14 protein-coding genes and 1 pseudogene are annotated in these 23355 nt (G+C 69.4%); 10 read left to right on the plus strand and 5 right to left on the minus strand.

All coding sequences use genetic code 11. The annotated features are described in order from the left end of the window. The 3 genes from L0P92_RS27090 to L0P92_RS27100 all read right to left on the minus strand — a co-directional run. A partial coding sequence (locus L0P92_RS27090) for a M36 family metallopeptidase (RefSeq protein ID WP_234765635.1) occupies positions 1 to 2662 on the minus strand: 2662 nt, incomplete at its 3' end. A 156-nt stretch (positions 2663 to 2818) separates the two neighbouring features. Next, a complete protein-coding gene (locus tag L0P92_RS27095; protein WP_234765636.1) occupies positions 2819 to 3004 on the minus strand; it encodes a YbdD/YjiX family protein in 186 nt (61 codons plus the stop codon). Further along, a complete protein-coding gene (locus tag L0P92_RS27100) occupies positions 3001 to 5139 on the minus strand; it encodes a carbon starvation CstA family protein (RefSeq protein WP_234765637.1) in 2139 nt (712 codons plus the stop codon). The genes L0P92_RS27095 and L0P92_RS27100 overlap by 4 nt, the downstream gene beginning before the upstream one ends. A 211-nt stretch (positions 5140 to 5350) precedes the next feature. Between L0P92_RS27100 and L0P92_RS27105 the strand changes: the two genes are divergently transcribed. Genes L0P92_RS27105 through L0P92_RS27115 form a run of 3 tightly spaced genes read left to right on the plus strand, consistent with a single transcriptional unit; the run spans position 5351 to position 7739 of the window. Beyond that, the gene (locus tag L0P92_RS27105; protein WP_234765638.1) at positions 5351 to 6892 is read left to right on the plus strand and encodes a sodium:solute symporter family protein; all 1542 of its coding nucleotides are present in this window, start codon (positions 5351 to 5353) and stop codon (positions 6890 to 6892) included. A gap of 20 nt (positions 6893 to 6912) precedes the next feature. Further along, positions 6913 to 7455 (plus strand): SigE family RNA polymerase sigma factor, encoded by a 543-nt coding sequence (locus L0P92_RS27110; protein ID WP_308289761.1) that lies wholly within the window; start codon positions 6913 to 6915, stop codon positions 7453 to 7455. Then, positions 7452 to 7739, plus strand: a complete 288-nt coding sequence (locus L0P92_RS27115; protein ID WP_234765639.1) for a hypothetical protein — start codon at positions 7452 to 7454, stop codon at positions 7737 to 7739. The genes L0P92_RS27110 and L0P92_RS27115 overlap by 4 nt, the downstream gene beginning before the upstream one ends. A gap of 56 nt (positions 7740 to 7795) precedes the next feature. Here L0P92_RS27115 and L0P92_RS27120 read toward each other — a convergent pair whose 3' ends face one another. Further along, positions 7796 to 10027: an alpha-L-fucosidase gene (locus tag L0P92_RS27120; protein WP_234765640.1), complete on the minus strand. Its 2232-nt coding sequence runs from the start codon at positions 10025 to 10027 to the stop codon at positions 7796 to 7798. 221 nt (positions 10028 to 10248) lie between these two features. Between L0P92_RS27120 and L0P92_RS27125 the strand changes: the two are divergent. From L0P92_RS27125 to L0P92_RS27155, 7 genes and pseudogenes are all read left to right on the plus strand, one after another. Further along, positions 10249 to 10527 (plus strand): annotated as a pseudogene (locus L0P92_RS27125) (aldo/keto reductase); the annotation flags it as partial. After that, positions 10518 to 11228, plus strand: a complete 711-nt coding sequence (locus tag L0P92_RS27130) for a FadR/GntR family transcriptional regulator (RefSeq protein WP_234765641.1) — start codon at positions 10518 to 10520, stop codon at positions 11226 to 11228. The pseudogene L0P92_RS27125 and the gene L0P92_RS27130, both read left to right, overlap by 10 nt. Positions 11229 to 11595: 367 nt before the next feature. Continuing rightward, positions 11596 to 13026 carry a glycoside hydrolase family 43 protein gene (locus L0P92_RS27135; protein ID WP_234765642.1) on the plus strand — a complete coding sequence of 477 codons (1431 nt, stop codon included), beginning with the start codon at positions 11596 to 11598 and terminating at the stop codon, positions 13024 to 13026. Between the two features lie 200 nt (positions 13027 to 13226). Beyond that, positions 13227 to 14585 (plus strand): glycoside hydrolase family 43 protein, encoded by a 1359-nt coding sequence (locus tag L0P92_RS27140; protein WP_234765643.1) that lies wholly within the window; start codon positions 13227 to 13229, stop codon positions 14583 to 14585. 259 nt (positions 14586 to 14844) lie between these two features. Beyond that, positions 14845 to 17157 (plus strand): beta-L-arabinofuranosidase domain-containing protein, encoded by a 2313-nt coding sequence (locus L0P92_RS27145; protein ID WP_234765644.1) that lies wholly within the window; start codon positions 14845 to 14847, stop codon positions 17155 to 17157. Between the two features lie 109 nt (positions 17158 to 17266). Then, entirely contained in the window at positions 17267 to 18676 is a 1410-nt protein-coding gene (locus L0P92_RS27150) for a non-reducing end alpha-L-arabinofuranosidase family hydrolase (protein WP_234765645.1), read from the plus strand. A gap of 30 nt (positions 18677 to 18706) precedes the next feature. Then, positions 18707 to 20353: a glycoside hydrolase family 27 protein gene (locus L0P92_RS27155; RefSeq protein ID WP_234765646.1), complete on the plus strand. Its 1647-nt coding sequence runs from the start codon at positions 18707 to 18709 to the stop codon at positions 20351 to 20353. A gap of 68 nt (positions 20354 to 20421) precedes the next feature. On the opposite strand, the gene L0P92_RS27160 is transcribed toward L0P92_RS27155, so the two are convergent. Then, the gene (locus L0P92_RS27160) at positions 20422 to 23073 is read right to left on the minus strand and encodes an RICIN domain-containing protein (RefSeq protein WP_234765647.1); all 2652 of its coding nucleotides are present in this window, start codon (positions 23071 to 23073) and stop codon (positions 20422 to 20424) included. Positions 23074 to 23355 lie beyond the last annotated feature (282 nt).

Raw genomic sequence — 23355 nt, forward strand, 5'->3', positions numbered from 1 at the left:
GGTCGGGGTCGGGCGGGTTGACCAGCGAGGTGGTCGTGGTGGCCGGTGTGCCGTCGCCCCAGGCCCAGCTCATGGTCTCGTCGTCGCTGCCGGGGTCGGTGACCCGGGCGGTGTACTTCTTCTCCTCGCCCGCGTGGACGACGAGTGTCTTCCCGCCCGCGAGCTGCACGGCACCGGTCTTGTCGATGGCGGCGGTCGGGTCGACGTTGGCGACGGTGATCTCGGCGTCGCGGCAGGTGGTGGTGTCGTCGTCGCTGCCGCAGATCTTCACGGTGAAGGTGCCGTTGTCGCCGAAGACGACCTCGCGGCTGAAGGTGAGGGTGGCGTCGGGACGGTTGTTCTCCAGCTGTCCCGGCAGGGCGACGGGTTTGCCGTCGCCGGGGTCGATGGTGGCGGTGAGCGGGTCGAGCCAGCCCGGGTCGCTGACCGTGCCGGACACGGTGAGCTTGCCGCCCTCCTCGCGCGGGCCCTGGACGGTGAAGGCCGCCGTGGGCGCCACGTTGGTGACGGTCACGGTCGCCGTGTCGGTGTCGGCCCCGGCGGCGTTGCCGACGCGCAGACCGACGGTGTACGTGCCGTCCTGGCCGACCCGGTCGAAGAGCGGGCTGACGCCGGTCGCGTCGTCGTAGGCGCCGTCGCCGTCGAAGTCCCAGCTGTAGCTGCCGCCGCCACCGGGAACGGTGGAGCCGCTCGCGTCGAGCCGTACGTCGGCGCCCTCCTCGGTGGAGTACGGCCCACCCGCGTCAGCGGTGGGCCGGCAGGTCGCGGGGTAGTCGGTCGCGGGGTTGGCCTGGTCCTGGCTGGGTGAGGTGGCGCTCGCGCCCATGCCGCGGCCGGCGAACACGCCCCAGAGCAGGCACTGGTTGGCGCCGCCGTGGTTGGCCCGGTCGGCGGCGAGGATGCCGTCGCGGGCGTCCAGGAAGTCGGGCGAGGACGGCGTCAGCTTCATGCCGTCGACCATCAGCTGCTCGTGCCGCTGCTTTCCGGTGGCGTAGCCGTAGGCGCCGACGAGGGCGGTGCGCATGTCCCACATGGCGGTGGCCCAGATCTCGCCGTCGGAGTGCACCTGGCAGCCGCCGGAGCAGAGGTCGGCGTAGGTGAGGTCGCTGTCGTCGTAGGCGACGCTGCGTACCCCGGTGGCCGAGCCGTTGTTGTACTCGCCGTACACCGGGTCGTTCCACATCGAGGTGGCCACCGCGTCGCTCCAGCCCTCGCCGAGCGCGCCGGTCTGCTCGCCGTCGCCCATGTCACCGCCGCCGACGAGCCGGTTGGACAGGCCGTGGCTGTACTCGTGGGCGATGGTGTCGCCGTTCATGGCCCGGTGCATGTTGTGGTTGCCGCAGGAGGCGCGTCCGACGAAGAGCCGCATGGTGCCGTTCTGGCCGTCGTCGGGCGTGGAGAAGTTGGCGTTGCAGGCGGAGTCACCGCTGGCGTCGAAGTCGACGTACACGTCGACCCGGTCGCCTCCGGCACCGCCGTTGCCCAGGTTGTCCTCCTGGAAGTTGCCCGCCGCCTCGTCGAAGCCGAGTCCGTAGAGGTGGTCGTGCATACGGTTGGTGTAGTAGAAGGCCTGGGTGACGACCGCGTCCCGGTCGGTGGTGAGGTCGGTGCCGCCGCTGGTGCGGAAGGCGTCCGTGAAGGTGTAGTCGAAATGCTGGTACGCGGGGTCGCCGGCGGCCGGGGTCTGGGGCTGGTATCCGAGCGTCTCGTCGCCGTCGACGTCCTGGGAGACCTCGGCGTTGTTGCCGGTGGTGACCCGGCCGCCGACCCAGGAACGGCCGAGGCCACTGAAGGGCACGGTCGTCGCGCTGCCGAGGGTGGGGTTCTGGGCGGTGAAGACGCGGCCCTCGGGGCCCTCGTTGCTGGTGCGGTCGGTGCGCAGGAGGACCGTGCCGTTCCCGGCGTCGACGACGGTGTCGTACAGGTGGTGGTTGTCGGCGGTGAGGGTGGTCCGCCAGGCCGGGCGGGCGGTGCCGTCGGCGAGCGGGAAGGTGACCCGGGTGGCGGTGGCGCCGTCGGGCGGGGTGTCGGTGCCGACGGAGGCCGCTGCCCGGTCCAGCGCGTCGCCCTTGTCGAGGGTGACCGTCCCGGTGGCGCGGGCGTCCGGGACGAGGCTGCCGGTGACGGTGAGGATGCGGCCCGCCTTGTCGACGGCGACCGAGAGGCGGGCGTCGTGGACGGGCACGCCCCGGTCGCTCTGCCCGATGAGGACATGCCGTACGCCGTTGTGCTCGGTGCGGTACGACCGGACGACCGTGAGGGCGTCCAACTCCGCGGCGGAGAGGCGGTAGAGGGCGGCGTGGTCGCGTACGTGGTCCAGCGCGACGGAACGCGGGTCGTCGGTGTCGGTGCCGGTGAGGGCGTTGCGGCCCTGCGGGGCGAGCCGCTTCGGCGTACCGAACCGGCTCCAGCGGACCGCCGTGCCGTCGAGTTCCCGCGCGGCGCGCAGTTGCCCGGCCGTGGGCGGGACGCGCTTGTCGCCGCGTACGTCGATGTTCGGGTACGGCAGTTCGGGCTGTTCCTGGGCGGGACTCTTCTGCGTCCCTGGACGTTCGCCGGCGGTGGCGGCCGACGACGGTGCGACCGTGACGGCCGGCAGTGCGAGCAGGACCGCGCCGATGAGCAGCGATCTCGCGCGCTTCGATAAGCGTGTGGGTGGCATTCCCTCTCCCCCGTCCGTTGACTTCCTGACTGCGGACCGGGGACACGGTACGTGCGCATGACAAGTTGACGGAAGGGGGCGTACGGGCGGTTTCGGGCGTGCCGGCGAGGGACCGTTCGGCGGCACCCCGGGGTGTCGCCGACCGGTTCTGGCCGCTCAACAGCAGCGGCTGTGCGAGCGGTTCTCCTGGTGCAGGGTGCGCAGTGCCTGGTATTCGCGGCGGGTCGGTACCGGGGCGAGCGGGTGGTGGCGGCGGTGCCGCTCGCAGTAGCGGTCGTAGGCGGACTCGCCGGTCAGCTCACGCAGATACCAGCGCGCGGCACGCACCCAGCGGGTGTTCATCGGCGGGCTCCGACCAGTGGTTCGGCCGGGCGGCCGGGTGCGTCGATGCGGGACTCGACGTACGGGGCCTCGGTCGTCGGCAGCGGTACGGCGGACCGTGCGGCGCGTACGCAGACCACCGCCGCGTTGCCGATCACGACGGCGACCAGCAGCAGGAAGAGGGCGATGAGGACGCCGTCGACGGTGGAGTTGGTGATCACGGTGTGCATGTCGTCGGCGGTCCTGGCGGGGGTGAGGACGCGGCCGGCGTCCAGGGCGTCGGCGTAGTGCTCCCGTTGGGCGAAGAAGCCGATCTTGGGGTCGGCGGAGAAGATCTTCTGCCAGCCGGCGGTGAAGGTGATCGCGGTGACCCAGGCCAGGGGGATGCCGGTGACCCAGGCCCAGCGCAGCCGCCCGGACTTGACGAGGACGGTGGTGCAGACGGTGAGGGCGATGGCGGCGAGGAGCTGGTTGGCGATGCCGAAGAGCGGGAAGAGCTGGTTGATCCCGCCGAGCGGGTCGGTGGCGCCGGTGTGGAGGAAGTAGCCCCAGGCGGCGACGACCAGCCCGCTGCACAGCCAGATCCCGGGCTTCCAGTTGACCCGGCCGAGCGGCTTGAACACGTTGCCGAGCATGTCCTGGAGCATGAAGCGGCCGACCCGGGTGCCGGCGTCCACCGTGGTCAGGATGAACAGCGCCTCGAACATGATCGCGAAGTGGTACCAGAAGGCCTTCATCGCGGTGCCGCCGACGACGTCGGAGAAGATCTCCGACATGCCGACCGCGAGGGTCGGAGCGCCTCCGGAGCGGGCGATCAGGGTCTGTTCCTGTACGGCATGCGCGGCCTGCGCCAGTTGGTCGGGGGTGATGGTGAAGCCGAGGCCCGCGACGGCCTGGGACGCCGACTGGGCCGTCGTGCCGAGGAGGCCCGCGGGTGCGTTCATGGCGTAGTACAGGCCGGGTTCGAGGGTGGCGGCGGCGATCAGGGCCATGATCGCGACGAACGACTCCATCAGCATGGCGCCGTAGCCGATCATCCGGACCTGGGACTCCTTCTGGATCAGCTTCGGTGTCGTACCGGAGGCGACCAGGGCGTGGAAGCCGGACAGCGCGCCGCAGGCGATGGTGATGAACAGGAAGGGGAAGAGGGAGCCGGCGAAGACCGGGCCGGTGCCCGAGGTCGCGAACTCGGTGACCGCGTCCGCCCGCAGCTCCGGTGCGGCGACGACGACACCGATCGCGAGCAGGGCGATGGTGCCGATCTTCATGAAGGTGGAGAGGTAGTCGCGCGGGGCCAGCAGCATCCACACGGGCAGTACGGAGGCGACGAAGCCGTAGCCGATCAGGCAGAAGACCAGTGCGGTCGGGCTGAGCGTGAAGGCGTCGGCAAGGGAGGACTCCTGGATCCAGCGGCCGCCGACGATGGCGAGGAGCAGCAGTGCCACCCCGATGAGGCTGGCCTCGACGACCCGGCCGGGGCGGGTGCGGTGCATCCAGAACCCCATGAACAGGGCGATCGGTATGGTCATGCCGACCGAGAAGGTGCCCCACGGGGAGTGCGCGAGCGCGTTGACCACGACCAGGGCCAGCACCCCGAGCAGGATGATCATGATGGCGAACACCGCGACCAGGGCGGCCGCCCCGCCCGCCCGGCCGATCTCCTCCCGGGCCAGCTGCCCGAGCGACTTGCCGTCCCGGCGCATCGACAGGAACAGCACCACCATGTCCTGCACCGCCCCGGCGAAGATCACCCCGGCCACGATCCACAGCGTGCCGGGCAGATAGCCCATCTGGGCGGCCAGGACCGGGCCGACCAGCGGGCCGGCGCCGGCGATGGCGGCGAAGTGGTGGCCGAGCAGCACCCGGCGGTCGGTCGGCTGGAAGTCGACGCCGTCCTCCAGGCGCTCGGCCGGGGTGGCCCGGCGGTCGTCCGGCCGGAGCACCCGGCGGGCGACGAAGCGCGCGTAGAAGCGGTAGGCGATGGCGTACGAGCCGAGCGCGGCGATCACCAGCCAGACCGCGGAGATCCGCTCGCCACGGGCCAGCGCGAGCACACCCCAGGCGACCGCGCCGAGCAGGGAGACAGCAGTCCACAGCAGGATGAACTTCACGGACTTTCGTGATTTTTCGGGCGCGTCAAGAACGGTTTCGGGCATGGCGGCTCCTCGCCTCTACGGGGTGAAGGGGAACGTGGATCGTGAGTCGGTGAAACGTGGACCGTGGCCTGGGTCTGTGCAAGAGTTGCCCGACCCCCGGAACCGGTTGACAGCGGGTTTCCAGAAGTTTTCCCGCCGGTTCCGTGTCCTCCGTTCCGGCCACCCGCGCAACTCTTGCGCGAGGGATCAGGCACACCAAGGACGGTGACCCATGGCCGACGGCACCATGACCGCGACGTTCCTCGTCGTGATCGGCGGGGCGTCGCTGCTCGCCGTCACCGCCCGGCGCCTGCGCCCGAGCGACCGGCTGCCGTCGCTGGAGGGCTGGGCACTGGCCGACCGCGGTCTGGGCCCGGTGTGGACCTGGTTCCTGCTGGGCGGCACGATCTTCACCGCGTACACCTTCACCGCCGTACCGGGTCTGGCGTACGGCAACGGCGCGGCCGCCTTCTTCGCCGTGCCGTACACGGTGATCGTCTGGCCCCTGGCCTTCGTGCTGCTCGGCCGGCTGTGGACGGTGGCCCGCACCCACGGCTATGTCACCGTCGCCGACTTCGTGCGCGGACGGTACGGTTCGCCGTCGCTCGCGCTGGTCGTCGCGCTCACCGGGATCCTGGCGACGATGCCGTATCTGGCGCTCCAACTGCTCGGCATACGGGCGGTGTTGACCGTCGGCGGGCTGTATCCGCGAGGTGCGGCCGGGGACCTGGTGATGGTGGCGCTGTTCGCGGGGCTCGCGGTGGCCACGTACCGGCACGGGCTGCGGGCGCCCACCGTGATCTCGGCGCTCAAGGCGGTGGCCGTCTTCGTGTCGCTCACCGCGGTGACCTGGCTGGTGCTGGCGCGGCTCGGCGGTCCGGGTGCCGTCTTCGACGGGGCGGCCCGGCGGCTGGGCAGCCCCGCGCTGCTGCTGACTCCGGCCCAGCAGCCCGCGTACGCCACCCTCGCGCTCGGCTCGGCGCTGGCCCTGCTGATGTACCCGCATGTGCTGACCGCCGGGTTCGCCGCGGACGGGCCGCGGACCCTGCGCAAGGTCTCGGTGGCGCTGCCTGCCTGGACCGGGCTGCTCGCGCTGTTCGGATTCCTCGGGATCGCGGCGCTCGCGGCCGGGGTGCGGGCGCCGGAGGGCGGGGCCGAGGCGGCGGTGCCGATGCTGGTGGACCGGCTGATGCCGGGGCCGCTGGCCGGGCTGGTGTTCGGCGCGATCACCGTCGGGGCGCTGGTCCCGGCGGCCGTGATGTCGATCGCGGCCGCGACGAGCTTCGTACGCAATGTGTACGTCGAGTACGTGCACCCGACGGCCACGCCCAAGCGGCAGGTCCGTATCGCCAAGCTCGTCTCGCTGATCGCGAAGGCCGGGGCGGTCGCGTTCGTCTTCGGGCTGCGCGACCAGGACGCGATCAATCTGCAGCTGCTCGGCGGGGTCTGGATCCTCCAGATCTTCCCGGCCGTCGCCGTCGGTCTGTTCACCGGGCGGCTGCATCCGAGGGCGCTGCTCGCGGGGTGGGGCGTGGGCATGCTGGCCGGGACCTACCTGGTCGTGCGCGAGGGGTTCTCCTCCATCGTGACCCTCGGTTTCGGCCGGCTCGAGGTCTACGCCGGGCTCGCCGCCCTGCTGCTCAACCTGACCGTCGCGGTGGCCGGCACCGCCGTACTCGAACGCCTCGGCGTCCCGCGCGCCGCCGACCTGACCGACCTGCCGTCCCGCCTGACCGTCAGGCGGCGCCCGGAGACGGGAGCGAACCAGCCGTGAGACCCAGACACCCGATACCGGTGCCAGAGCCGCCCGTCGAGGAGCTGACACCGGCACCGCCCGACCCGGCGGAGTCGGCGCGCGAGGCCGGGCTCGCCCGGCTCTTCGAGCAGCACTACGCCTCGATGCTGCGGCTGGCCGTGCTGCTGGGCGCGGACGATCCGGAGAACGTGGTGGCCGAGGCCTACTACCAGATCTACCGGAAGTGGCGGCGCCTCAGGGACACCGAGGCGGCGGAGGCGTATCTGCGCTCCACGGTGTGCAATCTGACCCGGATGCGGATCCGGCACCTCCAGGTCGCCCGCAAGCACGTGGAGAACCCGCCCGAGGAGACCGTCGTCTCCGCCGAGAGCGCGGCGCTGCTCCGCGACGACCAGCGCGTCCTGATCGACGCGTTGCAGCAACTGCCGGCCCGGCAGCGCGAGGCACTGGTGCTGCGGCACTGGCTCGGGCTGAAGGAGGGCGAGATCGCCGCGGCGATGGGCATCTCCTCCGGTTCGGTGAAGACGCACACGGCACGCGGCCTCGCCGCACTGACCCAGGCGATGGAGGCCCGGCGATGAACCACACCGACCCGGACCGCACGGAGCGGGAGCTGACCGAGGCCCTGGCCGCCCTCGCCCAGGGGGTGCGGGCCGCACCGGACGCCTACCGCACGGCACGCGGCGAGTGGCTGCGCCGCGAGCGCCGCCGCCGGCTCGTCCTCGCCGTGCTCATCGCCGTCGTGTTCGCCCTGGCCACCCTGATCGGTCTGTGGGTGCTGAACCAGGCACCGTCCGAGCCGGGCGTGATCTTCTCCGGCCTCGGCACGGGTCCCGGCCTCCCCGGGCATGGTCCTGGGGCGTGAGCGCACGGCGACGGGCGAGGAGGTGGGCGGGCAAGCACTGCCCTGCGGTGCGAGGGTCACAGCGCCGTGAAGGTCCACTGGAGGTTGGTGCTGCTGCCGTACGTCCACTGTTTGGTGACGGAGCCGGAGGCGACGTCGCCGCCGCCGTCGAGGACCAGGCCGGTGGTGCGGTTGGCGATCGAGTAGCGGTCTCCGCCCCGGTGGGTGATGGTCCACTGCTGGTTGCTGCCGCCGTTCCAGGGTGCCTGGCGGGCCGGAGAGCCGTCGTCGGTGGCGCCCCAGCCGTCGGCGACCATGCCGTTGGTGCGGTTGACCAGCCGGTAGTAGCCGCCTTCGACCGCTTCCGCCTGCCATTGCAGGTTGGTGCTGCCGTCCCAGGTCCACTGCTTGAGGTTGGAGCCGGAGGCGACGTCGCCGCCGCTGTCCAGGGCGAGGTTGTTGGTGGCGTTGGTGATCCGGAAGTACGTCGCCGGGTTGAACCGGACCCTCAGTGAGCTGATCCGGTCGTTGTTGCCGGTGGCCCGCAGGTCGGGGTTGTCGGCAGTGAAGGTCCAGGAGGTGCCGGTGAAGTCGTCCCCTGAGTAGCCGATCACCTGGTAGCCGGGGGCCGGCCGCAGGGAGGAGAGGGTACGCACGCCGAGTCCGGCCGCGGTCAGGTCGGCCGCGGTGTGGTCGCCGACGGTGAACACGCCAGAGTTGCCGGTGTAGTTGACGTCCGAGAAGGCGACGGCGCCGGCGAGGGGGCGCAGGCCCGGGATCGTGCCGGAGAAGGTGAGCTTGAGGACATAGGCGCCGGCACTGTACGGCGCCGAGGACGGCAGGGTGACCGTGAGGCCGGAGGCGTTCTGGGCCGGTGCGGGCAGGTCGATGTAGGTGCCGGCGGTGGTGCCGAGGAGCTTCACCGAGGACAGCGAGGAGAGGTTGATCCGGTCCGAGCCGAGGGTCTTGATCGTCAGCGAACCGCCGGGCCAGCCCAGGACGGTGGCGTACAGGACGGTGCCCGCCTTGTTGCGGGTGAAGCGGATGTCCTGCGGTGTGCCGGCGTGCGGTGTGGTGAACGATCCGCCGCCCATCTTCGTCGGGCCCTCGCCGTACGCGGTCCAGGCGCGGGTCGCGTAGATCGACTCGCCGAATCGCTTCAGATGGTCCCCGATGCCGAGGAGGATGTCCTTCTGTGCCTGGGGGATGGTGCCGTCGGCCATCGGCGCGATGTTCAGCAGCATGTTGCCGTTCTTGCTGACCCGGTCGATGAAGGAGTGCAGCATCTGCTGGAACGTGTAGTAGCCGATGCCCTGCGTGTAGCACCAGCTGCTGCTGGAGATGCTGTCGTCGGTCAGCCAGTACGGGGTCGTGAGGTCGGCCGGGCCGCCGCGCTCGTAGTCGAAGACCTCGCCCTTGCCGTTCATGCCGTCCTTGTAGGTGGCGACGACCTCACGGCCCCAGTCGATGGCCTGGTTGTAGTAGTACGCCAGGAAGTTCAGGCGCTGTTGCTCGTCGACGGCGTCCAGGTTGAAGTCCTGCCACAGGATGTCGGGCTCGGCGCGGTCGACGACTTCCTTGAGCTTGTCGAACCAGAGCTGGTTCTCCGCGGCCGGCCCCAGCTGCCCGTAGAGCTTCTTGAGGCTCGGATCCGTCTGGGCGGGGGCGTGTTCGTAGAAGCCGGTGAAGTTGTACGCGTGGTGCATGGCCACCAGCAGCTTCAGGCCCTTGGCGCGGATGGCTGTGGAGAAGAGCCTCAGCAGGTCGAGACCCGGGCCCTTCCGCACCGAGTTCCACTCGTTGACCTGGCTGTCCCACATGGAGAAACCGTCGTGGTGCTCGGCGACCGGGCCGGCGAACCGGGCGCCGGCGTCGACGAACAGCTGCACCCACTCCTCCGGGTCGAACTTCCCGCCGGCCGACTTCAGCTTCGGCGCGAACTTCACGAAGTTGCCCGCCAGGTCCTGAGCTCCGTTGATGAAGTTGTGGTACGGCCATGCCGAGGGCTGGCCATAGGTCGCGATGTGGTGCTGGTTGACGCCGTCGCCGGCCTGGTACATGGTGCGCGGGTACCACTCGTTGCCGAAGGCGGGAACGCTGAAGACGCCCCAGTGGAAGTAGATCCCGAACTTCGCGTCCTGGAACCACTCCGGGGCCGGCGGATGCTGGTCGACCGAGTCCCAGTCCGGTGTGTACCTGCTGGGCGCCGCCCGCGCGACGCCGGCCCCGAGGCCGCCACCGGCGATGGCTGCGGCCGCCACACATGTGGCGGCGGACAGGAACTGGCGTCGGTTGATCGAACTCGACATGAGGACATCCCTGAAGTGGGGGAGAAAACAAGGGACCAGGGGGACGTGCGCCGCCTGCGGTTCTGGAACGCCGGGGGTTACGCATGAAGTTCGACCATGTGACGCGCTGATGTCAACGGGTGTGCAGGGATGAATGCAGCGTCATGACTCGCGTTTTCATGCGATACAAGCGCTATCTCCCCTGTTGCCCGGGCCCAGACATGGAATGTTTGAGGTCGTGCGCAGGACCGGCCCTGGTCGCCCGTGCCCGGACGATCGCCGAGGTCTGCGAGGCGCACGCTGCGACGTTGCCCGCGGCAGCGGTCGGGTTTCCGTGCGGCCACCCGTATATCATCGGCGTCACCCTCGGTATGCGGACCGCGGAACAGGTCGGACGGAACGTGGAGCTCCACCGTCAGCACATCCCCGAAGGTCTCTGGGACGATCTCCGCGCTCAGGGACTCATCAGGTCGGACGTGCCCGTGGCGAACGGGCCCGGAAGGAGTGCGCGGTGTCTCTGACGGACAAGGCCATTGCGCAGATCCGGGAGCTGATCCGCAGCGGAGCGCTGCCGCCGGGCTCGAAGCTGCCTCCTGAGCAGGAGCTGGCCGCCCAGCTCGGTCTCTCCCGCAACCTCGCCCGGGAGGCCGTGAAGGCGTTGGCCGTCGCCCGGGTCCTGGAGGTCCGGCGGGGCGACGGCACCTACGTGACCAGCCTGCAGCCGAGCCTGCTCCTGGAGGGGCTCGGGGGTGCGGTGGAACTGCTGCAGGGCGACTCGACCGCGCTGCGGGACCTGATGGAGACACGACGGCTCCTGGAACCGGTCGCCACCGCGCTGGCCGCCACCCGGATCTCCGACGAGCAGCTCGCCGAGGTCGAGCGCCACCTGGAGGCCATGCGCGAGGCCCGTGACGACGTCGAGCTGCTCAACGCTCACGACGCCGCCTTCCACCGCGCCGTCATCTCGGCCACGGGCAACGAGACTCTGCTCACCCTCCTGGAGGGCATCTCCGGGCGCACCCTGCGTGCCCGCGTCTGGCGCGGTCTGGTCGACACCCAGGCCTCGGGCCGGACCCTCGCCGAGCACGAGGAGATCTTCCGGGCACTGTCCGCCCGCGACGCTTCCCTCAGCCAGGCCGCCGCGCTGCTGCACGTCAGCAACACCGAGGTGTGGCTGAGAAAGCACCTGCGTTCGGAAGAAGCTCTCCCGTGGGGGGCATGACAGCCCTTCGCGAGGCCCACGGGCCATTGCTGCCGAAGGTATTGACGCACCCCGCTTCCCCCACTTAACTTCTGCCCGATCGTACGAACGACGTTCGATTTCTCGGACAACTCGCCGAGATGAACAGGCAGTCGGCTACGGAGACTCCGCCGCACTCCGAGGGCCGCCGGGCCTGGAGCACAGAGAAGACAGAGAAGCAGGAGTGTGTGCTCCGTCCTGCCGTCATCCCGGATCCAGTCGACCTCTCCGCATCGCGCGGCAGCCGGCCCTGTCCCTGTCCCGTCAACACCGAGACCCAGCAACCCCGCCACCCCGATTCGGGGCGCCCCTCGCCCGTGGTGGCTTTACAGAAAGACAGGAGACGTACATGTCCGCGCTTCGCGCCCGGCTGTCGGCGATATTGCTCGCCGCGTGCCTGCTCTTCACCTCCCAAGCCCTGCTCGCACCGGACCGGGCGGCCGCCGCCGATCCGGGCTACCTGATGTTGCACTTCACCGGGGAGGGGTCGACCGGTCAGCAGATGTACCTCTCGCACAGCGCGGACGGTCTGCACTGGAACGACCTCAACGGCGGGGCGCCGATCCTGCGCTCCACGGTCGGCACGAAGGGGGTGCGTGACCCCGCACTCGTGAGATCCCCCGACGGCGGCAAGTACTGGATCATCGCGACCGACCTGTGCATCAGCTGCGGGCAGAACTGGGAAACGTCCATCAACAACGGCAGCCGCAACCTGGTCGTGTGGGAGTCGACGGACCTGATCAACTGGTCGGAGCCGCGGCTGCTCAACGTCGCCGGCGCGATCCCCGACGGACGCAACGCCTGGGCGCCCGAGGCGATCTGGAACCCCGAGACCAATGACTACGTCCTGTACTGGGCGACGAACGTGCCCCTCGACGGCAAGACGAAGCACCGCATCTACTACGCCCACACCAGCGACTTCCGCACCATCACCACACCGCGGATCTACATCGAGCGCCCCGGCACCCAGGAAATCATCGACACCCAGATCGTCGAGATGCCGGCCGGCGTCGGCAACTACCGCTACGTCCGCGCCTCAGGCGACGGCCAGATCACCCTCGAAGGCAGCAACTCGATCCTCGGGACCTGGACGAACCTCGGCAACCTCTCCGGCATCGGCCTGACCGGCGCCCAGGTCGAGGGCCCGATGTGGATGAAGTTCCGCGACCGCGCCGAGTGGGCGCTCTACCTCGACCAGTACTCCTCCGGACGCGGTTACATGCCCGTCACGACGACCAACCCCGCCGCCCCCGGCACCTATCGGCTCCCGGCGTCGGGAAGCTACGACATGGGCGTCGCCAAGAAGCGCCACGGCTCGATCCTGAACCTCACGGCGGCCGAGGAGTCCCGTGTGCTCGCCCGCTGGAGCGACATCCCGGCCAAGCGGCTGCAGTCGTTCAACTTCCAGGACCGGTATGTGCGGCACGCCAACTTCGACGTGCGCATCGACCAGAACATCACCGGCCCGGACGCCCAGTTCCGGCTGCGCCCCGGCCTCGCGGGCTCCGGCACCGTCTCCTTCGAGTCGGTGAACTACCCCGGCTACTTCCTGCGGCACGCCAACAACGACTTCCAGTTGGTCCGGAACGACGGCACCGCCCAGTTCGCGGCGGACGCCACCTTCCGCCAGGTCGCCGGCCTCGCCGACCCCACCTGGGCCTCGTTCCAGTCGTACAACTTCCCCGACCGGTACATCCGCCACTACGCCTACCAACTCCGCCTCGACCCGATCACCAACGCGACAGGACGCGGCGACGCCACCTTCCGCGTGACGAACTGACCCACCCGACACCGCCCAGGACGCCGACGCCTTCAGCGCTCCACGTCCGCCCGTGGCGAGCCCACCGGAACCGAACCCGTCAGAAACATTGACGGAGTCACGGCTCAAATCTATCTTCTGCTCGAAGTACCGCACATTGTTCGGAACTTCGAACAATTCCCCCAAGCCTCAGGGCAGTTCACGCAGAAATGGGACGAGCGTTGAACAGAACCCTCAGGGCGGTCCTCGCCCTCCTCACCTCGGTGGCCGCCCTGCTGGGGCTCACCACCGCCTTCGCCGGTACGGCCGGAGCCGCCCACCCGCCGGCGGGACAGACGACGCGGTACACGATGACCGCGTTCACCAACAGCAGCGAGTCGAACCTGTACGTGTACGACTCGCCGGACGCCACCGGATTCACCCTGCGGAAGGGCCCTGCCTACACCCCGCCGTCCGGTCTGATCCGCGACCCCAGCATCTTCAAGCACACCGACGGCTTCTACTACCTCACGTACACCACCAACTGGACCGGGAACACGATCGGCTTCGCCCGGAGCACCGACCGGGTGAACTGGACGTTCCTGTACAACCACACGATCCCGATCAGCGGGCTGACCCGCACCTGGGCACCCGAGTGGTTCATCGACACCGACGGCAGCGTCAACGTCATCATGTCGCTGACGTCGGCGAGCACCGCCACCCACTTCACCCCCTACAAGATCACGGCGACCAACTCCGCGCTGACCGCCTGGTCCGCGCCCACCCAGTTGTCCGGCATCGGCCCGAACTACATCGACACCTTTGTCGTCAAGGTCGGCTCCACGTACCACGCGTTCACCAAGAACGAGACGACGAAGTACATCGAGTACGCCACCGCCTCCAGCCTCACCGGCCCCTACACCATCCGGAAGACGGGCAACTGGGCCGGATTCGGCGACTGGGTCGAGGGCCCGGCCCTGGTCCGGCTCGACAACGGCGGGTGGCGCATCTACTACGACGGCTACCGCGCCGGGAAGTACTGGTACAGCGACAGCTACGACAACTTCGCCACCTGGTCCACGCCCACCGAGGTGCCCGGACTGTCCGGCTTCATACGCCACGCCACCGTGCTGAAGGAGACCGTCTCCGGCGGTGTGACCCTCCCGGTCAACACCACCCGATCCCTCCAGTCCGTCAACTTCCCGGGCCGGTACGCCGTGGTGCGCTCCGACAACCTCGGCTACATCGACCCGGTGACCTCCTCCAGCAGCACCGCCGTCAAGCAGAGCGCCACCTTCACGGTCGTGCCCGGCCTCGCGGACGCCAACTGCTACTCCTTCCGCGACTCCGCAGGACGCTATCTGCGGCACTGGGACTACCGGGTCCGCTTCGACAGCAGCAACGGCACGGCCGTCTTCAACAAGGACGCCACGTACTGCCCCCGTCCGGGCGCGACCGCGGGCTCGGTGAGCCTGGAGTCGTACAACTACCCGGGCCGCTACCTCCGCCACTACAACTACGCGCTCCGCGTCGACCTCTACCAGAACACGGACACCTTCCGCGCGGACAGCTCCTTCACGGTGGCCGGCCCCTGGGCCTGATCTGCCCCACCCTCTCCCGCTTCTGCTCGGCCATCCCATGTTTGACTCGGCGTCAGGGCGCAGCGCCGGACACAAACCCGCCAGTAGCCAACTCTTTTGTGTCGCAGGACTAGACACCGGCAACGTTCGTATCCCTTAATCCATCCCATGTATCAGTGGAGAGGGTTGATGGGACTGAGGTGCTGCACCCGGCCGCCGGACATGTGAGCGAACGCACCGACGAGCAAGCAGTCACTCACCCCTCACCGAAAGGTTCACGATGTCCTTCTCCGTCAGCAGACGGCGCCTCCTGCAAGCAGCCGGGGCCACGGCCGTCGCCTCTGCCACGGGATCCCTCATCGGCAGTACTCCCGCCCGGGCGGCCGTTCCCCCGGCAAGGGCCGACATCGGGGTCTCCGCACACCCCTTCGCGCTCGACCAGGTCCGGCTCACCGCCAGCCGGTGGCTGGACAACCAGGACCGTACGCGTAACTATCTGCGGTTCGTCGACGTCGACCGGCTGCTGTACAACTTCCGCGCCAACCACCGGTTGTCCACCAACGGCGCGGCCGCCACCGGCGGTTGGGACGCGCCGGACTTCCCCTTCCGTACCCACGTCCAAGGGCACTTCCTCACGGCATGGGCGCAGTTGTACGCCGTGACCGGGGACACCGTCTGCCGGGACAAGGCGACCCACATGGTCGCGGAGTTGGCGAAATGCCAGGCCAACAACGGCGCCGCCGGTTTCAGCGCCGGGTATCTCTCCGGCTATCCCGAGTCCGACTTCACCGCCCTCGAGCAGCGGACGCTGAGCAACGGCAACGTGCCGTACTACACCATCCACAAGACCCTCGCCGGCCTGCTGGACGTATGGCGCCACATCGGCAGTACACAGGCCCGGGACGTGCTGCTCGCCCTGGCCGGATGGGTCGACGGGCGCACCGGCAGGCTGACCGGCCAGCAGATGCAGGCCATGCTGCAGACCGAGTTCGGCGGCATGAACACCGTGCTGACGGACCTCTACCAGCAGACGGGCGACGCTCGGTGGCTCACCGTCGCCCGGCGGTTCGACCACGCCGCGGTGTTCGACCCGCTGGCGGCCAACCAGGACCAGCTCAACGGGCTGCACGCCAACACCCAGGTGCCCAAGTGGATCGGGGCCGCCCGGGAGTACAAGGCCACCGGCACCACCCGCTACCGGGACATCGCCACCAACGCCTGGAACATCACCGTCAACTCGCACACCTATGCCATCGGCGGCAACAGTCAGGCGGAGCATTTCCGTGCCCCGAACGCCATCGCCGGCTACCTGAACAAGGACACGTGCGAAAGCTGCAACACCTTCAACATGCTCACCCTCACCCGGGAGCTGTTCGCGCTGGACCCGAACCGGGCCGCCCTGTTCGACTACTACGAGCGGGCATGGCTGAACCAGATGATCGGCCAGCAGAACCCGGCCGACAGCCACGGCCACGTCACCTACTTCACCCCGCTCAACCCGGGAGGCCGACGCGGTGTGGGCCCGGCGTGGGGCGGCGGCACCTGGAGCACGGACTACGGCACCTTCTGGTGCTGCCAGGGCACGGGCCTGGAGATGCACACCAGGCTGATGGACTCCATCTACTACCGCAGCGACAACACGCTGATCGTGAACCTGTTCGTGCCCTCGGTGCTCAACTGGTCGGAGCGCGGAATCACGGTCACCCAGACCACCTCGTACCCCGTCAGCGACATCACGACCCTGCGGGTCACCGGCGACGTCAGTGGCACCTGGGCGATGCGCATCCGCATCCCGAGCTGGACCACTGGGGCCACCGTCAGCGTCAACGGCACGGCGCAGAACATCACCACCACGCCCGGCAGTTACGCCACCCTGAACCGCTCCTGGACCTCCGGCGACACGGTCACCGTCCGCCTGCCGATGCGGGTCGTCATGCGAGCGGCCAACGACAACGCGAACGTCGCCGCGATCACCTACGGCCCGGTGGTCCTGTCCGGCAACTACGGCAACTCCTCGCTCAGTTCCCTCCCGTCGCTGAACACGTCCTCGATCACACGGACCAGCAGCAGTTCGCTCGCCTTCACCGCCACCGCCAACGGCTCCACCGTCAATCTGGGCCCGTTCCACGACGCTCACGGCCACAACTACACCGTCTACTGGAACACCAGCGGTACCAGCACCGTCCGTCTCGCCAACGTGGGCAGCGGTCTCGTGCTGGGCATCCAGAACATGTCCACGGCCGACGGTGGCCGCGCTCTGCAGTGGAACGACTCGGGCACCGCCGACCACGACTGGCAGATGATCCCCGACGGAAGCGGGTTCCGCTTCCGCAATGCCCACAGCGGCAAGGTGCTCGGCGTCCTGGACATGTCCACGACGGACGGCGCGACCGTCCTGCAGTGGTCGGACAACGGCACCACCGACCACATATGGACGCTGCTCGACCAGGGCGACGGGACCTACAAGATCCGCAACGCGAACAGCGGCAAGTTGCTCGCCATCGCGAACAACTCCACCGCTGTCGGCGCGTTCGCGGTCCAGGACTCGGACAACGGCACCGCCGACAACCGGTGGCGCATCGTGGGGAACTGAGGCCCTCCCGGGAAGCAGATCGCACCGCTCTCCGCCCTCCCGCTTGCGCGACACATCGACCGCCGTTCGAAATGACGAACAACCGCTCACTCGAGAAATGAGACCCCCCATGCGCAGACGTGGTTCCAGCCGCAGACATCTGTCCGTGGCGCTCGCGGCCCTGGTCGCCTCGGCGGCGACGCTCGTCGCCAACCCGGCTCAGGCGGCCACCAGCGGTGCCTTGCGCGGCGCTGGCTCCGGCCGGTGTCTCGATGTGCCGGGCGCGAGCCAGACGGACGGCACGAACCTGCAGATCTGGGACTGCCACGGCGGGACCAACCAGCAGTGGACGCTGACGGACGACAACCGGCTGACCGTGTACGGCAACAAGTGCCTGGATGTACCGGGCCACGCCACCACGGCCGGCACCCGGCCGGTGCTCTGGTCCTGCAACGGCGGAACGAACCAGCAGTGGCGGGTGAACTCCGACGGCACGATCGTCGCCGTGGAGTCCGGGCTGTGCCTGGACGTCAGCGGCGGCGCCACGGCCAACGGCACGGCGGTGCAGCTCTGGAACTGCACCGGCGCCGCCAACCAGAAGTGGACCGGTCTGTCCGGGCCGTCCAACTCGTGTTCTCTTCCGTCGACCTACCGGTGGGCCTCGACCGGTCCGCTGGCGCAGCCGGCCAACGGATGGCGCTCACTGAAGGACTTCACCACCACGACGTACAACGGCAAGCACCTGGTCTACGCGACGTACTCCGACGGCAACTGGCACTCGATGGGCTTCAGCCCCTTCACGAACTGGTCGGACATGGGCTCGGCCGGCCAGACCGCGATGAGCCAGTCGGCGGTGGCGCCCAAGCTGTTCTACTTCGCGCCCAAGAACATCTGGGTGCTGGCCTCGAACGGGTGGGGTACCCAATGGCCCTTCGTCTACCGCACGTCGAGCGACCCCACCAACCCCAACGGCTGGTCCGCGGCGCAGCCGCTGTTCACCGGCAGCCTCCCGGTGGGCGGCCCGATCGACCCGACCCTGATCGCCGACGACCAGAACATGTACCTGTTCTTCGCCAATGACAAGGGCAGCATCTTCAAGTCGACCATGCCGATCGGGAACTTCCCGAGCAGCTTCGGCTCGTCGTACACGACGGTCATGAGCGACACGGAGAAGAACCTGTTCGAGGCGCCGGAGGTCTACAAGGTCCAGGGCCAGAACCAGTACCTCATGATCGTCGAGGCTCGCGGTGTGAACGAGGACCGCTTCTTCCGTTCGTTCACGGCCACGAGCCTGAACGGCCCGTGGACCCCGCAGGCCGCCACCGAGAGCAACCCCTTCGCGGGCAAGGCCAACAGTGGTGCCACCTGGACCAACAGCATCAGCCACGGTGACCTGGTCCGCGACAACCCCGACCAGACCATGACCATCGACCCCTGCAACCTGCAGTTCCTCTACCAGGGCCTCTCCCCGGACGTGCCGCCGGGCACCGACTACGTGAACCTGCCGTACCGGCCGGGCCTGCTCACCCTGCAGCGCTGACCTGCGGGCACACGACCAGAAAGGACCCCCATGGTCCCCCTACACAGACGGCTGCTGCGTCTCCTCACGGCCACCGCGCTGACGCTCAGCGCGTGCGTCACCGCCTCCGCCGGCACGAGCGCCGAGGCCGCACCGGGCAGCCCCGCGCTCACCCCGCCGCTGGGCTGGAACAGCTGGAACAGCTTCGGGTGCGGGATCACCGAGGCACAGGTCCGCGAGGCCGCCGACGCGATGGTGTCCTCGGGTATGAAGGACGCGGGCTACCAGTACGTCGTCGTCGACGACTGCTGGTTCGACCCGCAGCGCGACGCGTCCGGCAACCTGCGGGCCAACCCGACCAAGTTCCCCAGCGGCATGAAGGCGCTCGGGGACTACATCCACGGCAAGGGCCTGAAGTTCGGCATCTACCAGGCGCCCAACGAGAAGACGTGCGCCCAGGGCGTGGGCACCTACCCCGGCTCCACCGGCAGCAAGGGCCACGAGGCCCAGGACGCCGCCACCTTCGCCTCCTGGGGCGTCGACTACCTCAAGTACGACTGGTGCTCCTCCGGCGGCACCCGTGACGAGCAGATCGCACAGTTCACCATCATGCGCGACGCCCTGCGTGCCACGGGGCGGCCGATCGTCTACAGCATCAATCCCAACAGTTTCCACTCCCCCACCGGCGACAAGTACAACTGGGGCGAGGTCGCCGACCTGTGGCGGACGACCGAGGACCTGCTCGACATCTGGCAGAACAACAACACCAACAGCTACCCGATGGGCGTCGGCAACGTCCTGGACGTCACCGCCCCGCTGGCCGCGCAGTCGGGTCCGGGCCACTGGAACGACCCCGACATGCTGGTCGTCGGCCGTCCCGGCCTGTCACTGACCGAGTCCCGCTCCCACTTCGCCCTGTGGTCGCTGCTCTCGGCCCCCCTCATGGCCGGCAACGACATCCGCACCATGTCCGCCGACGTGAGCGCGATCCTGCGCAACCCCCGCCTGCTTGCGGTGAACCAGGACTCGCTGGGCGCGGGCGGACGCAGGGTGCGTGACGACGGCGGCACCGAGGTGTTCGCCAAGCCCCTGTCCGACGGCTCGGTCGCCGTGGGCCTGTTCAACCGGGGCGGCAGCACCGCGACGATCACCACCACGGCCGCTCAAGTCGGCCTCAGCGGAGGCTCGTTCACCCTCACCGACCTGTGGACCGGCGGCACGTCGAGTACGTCCGGTCAGATCTCCGCGAGCGTCCCCGCACACGGTGTCGCCGTGTTCAAGGTGACCGGTGGGAGCCCGCTGGCCGCCACCACCGCACGCCTGCGCGGCACCGGGTCCGGCCGCTGCCTGGACGTGGATCGCGCCGCCACCGCGGCCGGGACGACGACGCTGATCTGGGACTGCCACACCGCCGCCAACCAGCTCTGGACCACCTGGGCCGGCGGCGAGATCCGCGTCTACGGCGACAAGTGCCTGGACGCTTCCGACCGGGGCACCACCAACGGCACGCCGGTCATCATCTGGCCCTGCAACGGCCAGGACAACCAGAAGTGGACCAGGCAGGCCGACGGGTCGATCCGCAACGTCCACGCCGGACTGTGCCTCGACGCCAACGGGGCCGGCACCGCCAACGGGACCGCGGTCATCCTGTGGACCTGCAACGGCCAGAACAACCAGAAGTGGACCACGCTCCCCTGACGCGAGGTTCCTCAGCCGTGGCGGGGCCGCGGGCCGTTTCAGGCCTGCGGCCCCGCTCGGGCGTCAGGTCAGGACGGGTCGCCGTACTGCAGGCCGCGTCCGTTGGTGCCGACGTAGACGCGGCCGTAGGTGTCGGGGTCGCCGGTGATGACGCCGACGCCGCCGATGGCGCCCCACTGGTGGGCGTCGTCGTTGACGCGGAGCCAGGTGGCGCCCTTGTCGGTGGAGCGGAAGACTCCGGTGACGTCCTTGACGGTGCCGATCAGGTACAGGGCCTGGTAGCCGGTGCCCGGCTTGGCCTTGCCGAAGCCGAGGGCGGAGGCGGACTTCACCGACTTGAGCGTGGTGAAGGTGCGGCCGCCGTCGGTGGAGTGCAGTAGCCCCTTGCCGCCGCCTGCGATCCACAGGTCTCCGGCGATGCCGGGGACGGCAGTGAGCCGGCCGGTGGGCAGGTTGCCCGCGCGGGCAGTGAAGGTCGCGCCGCCGTCGGTGCTGGCGTAGAGCGTGCCGCCGGACAGGGAGTAGAAGGTCCTGGCCGACGAGCGGTCGGCGACGACCACGGCGTCGGTGCCCAGACCGCCGACCCTCGACCAGCTGGCCCCCATGTCGGTCGAGCGGTACGGGGCCTGACCGGCCTGGGTCCAGACGATGGTGGAGCCGTCCGCCGCGAGCGCGACATGGCCGTCCTGGGCACCGGCCACCGGCTCCGCCTTGAAGCCGGTCCAACTGCGGCCGCCGTCGGTGGAGTAGGCGCCGTCCTGCGCGCCGCCCCGGCCGACGCGGACCATCATCGAGGGCTTGGACTGGGCGAAGTCGATGTCGGTGCTGTTGGTCATCATCGGGTTCGCCAGCCGTCCGGAGGGCACCTTGGTCAGGTCGTCGTGGCGGAAGCCGCCCTGGTCGCCCATGGAGGTGATGACGGTGGCGCCGCCGGGAGGAGCGATGACGTCCAGCAGCGCGGTCTCCTCCAGTCCCCGGGCTCCCATGCTCCAGTGGCTGGTACCGCCGCTGTCGGAGGCGCCCGCGTCCTTGCTGCGCAGGATGCCGTTGCCGGTGCCGTACAGCACGTGCCCGGAGTTGAAGGGATCGATGGCCAGGGCGGTCATCCAGTGCCCGGTGTGGGTGCCGACGTAAGGAGCGGCGGAGGCGTTGCGCACCGACTTGTCGGCCAGTGCCTTCCAGGTCGTGCCGCCGTCGGTGGTCCGGTAGATCTCGTCCTCCGGCCACCAGCGGCCGAGGGTGGTGACCATCACCGTGGAGGGCTTGCGCGGGTCGACGGCCAGACCGGAGAACCCGTAAGAGCCCCGGGACGGGGAGATGTTCCTCCACGCCCCGCTGGCCGGCGTGTACTTCCACACCGAGCCGCCCGTCACTCCGTTGGGTCCGAGGGCGTTGGTGTACGTCAGGTACAGGGAGCCGTCACCGGAAAGCACGCCGTGCTGCGGCATCTGGCCGGTGGGCTGCCCGGAGACGGCCTTCCAGGTGCTGCCGCCGTCGGTGGAGCGGTACAGGGAGGTGGACTTGTCGTTGACACCGACGTAGATCGTCTTGCTGCCGGCCGGTCCGTACGTCACGAACGAGATGCCCGCGCCACTGCTCGCCCCGTCCTTGACGGGGAACGAGGAGACCTGACGCCACGTCACGCCGTGGTCGGTGCTGCGCCACAGGCCGTTCTTGCGGCTGCCCAGCAGCAGGGTGCCGTGGTTGGCCGGGTCGATCACGAGCCGCTCGCCCGCCCCGCGGCCGTCCTCGTTGCCGCCCACCTTGAACGGCAGATCGGTGCGCTTGAAGGTGCGGCCCCGGTCCGTGGAGCGCAGGATCGCGCCGTTGCCCGCCCAGTCGTTGGTGTAGGTGCCCGCCATGAGGTAGAGCCGCTTGGGGTCGACGGGGTCGGTGGCGATCGAGTCGATGCCCAGCAGGTTCCAGTCCTTCTCGCCGATCCAGTCGGTCAGCGGGATCCACTGCTCGGCCCCGGTGTCCCAGCGGTAGGCGCCGCCCATGTCGGTGCGCGCGTACAGCAGGCCCTTCTCTTTCTGGTTGAACACCAGCCCGGTGACGTAACCGCCGCCCACCACCTGGGCGTTCTTCCACCTGTACGGTCCCGCCGCTGCCGTGGTCTGCGCACTGCCGGTACCGGCCGCCCGGGCCTCGGCCGTCTTCACCAGCTTCCACTGCTGGTTGGTGCTGCCGTGGCCGGGATACTGGATGACTGCCGCGCCCTCGGTCGTGGAGCCTGCCGAGACGTCCAGGACCTGGCCGCTCCTGCGCGAGGTGAGGGTGACGGCGTCGGAGCCGCTCACCTCGTCGATCCGCCACTCCTGGGAGGTGGAGGAGCTGTCGGTCTGCTGCTCGGCGCCAGCACCCTGAGTGGTCGAATTGCCCGCTATACCCAGCACTTTGCCGCTGTTGCGGTTCACCAGCTCGTAGTAGCCGTCCCCAGTGGGCCTCAGCCTCCACTGCTGGTTGGCGGTGTTCTGATCGGTCCACTGCTGGATCCGGGTGCCGTCGGCGGTGGAGAAGCCGTTGACGTCCAGCACCTTGCCGCTGCGCACGGAAACCAGTCGGTAGTAGGCATCGCCGTCGATCGTCGCGGCCTGCGAGTCCTCCTGCGCGAACAGGAGATACGGCACGACGGCGGCGGGTACGCCGAGCAGCACGGCGGTCGCGGTCCAGCGACGGCGGTGACGCCCGCGGCGCCCGCCGTTCGTGGGGTTGTTCATGGGGAGACGTTCTCCTTGCATACCGTTCACCGGAGGTGACGCGGATCCCGGCTCCGGAACGGCCGGATCCGACTCCTTGTGGTCACAGGCTCCTCAAAGGGTTGCCGCGAGCCGGGAAATTTTGGATCACTGCTCAGGTGCGAGCCCGAGCCTCTCTCGGCCGGCGAGGCGGAGCAGGACGGCGCACCCGGACTCCTGGTCGTCACGCCGTACGACACCAAGCCCCCGCAGGAAGGCAAGTACCGCCCCTGCATGGCCAACGCCGCCAGCCCCGAGCTGCCG

The organism is Streptomyces muensis (assembly GCF_021474425.1).
Lineage (GTDB): Bacteria > Actinomycetota > Actinomycetes > Streptomycetales > Streptomycetaceae > Streptomyces > Streptomyces muensis.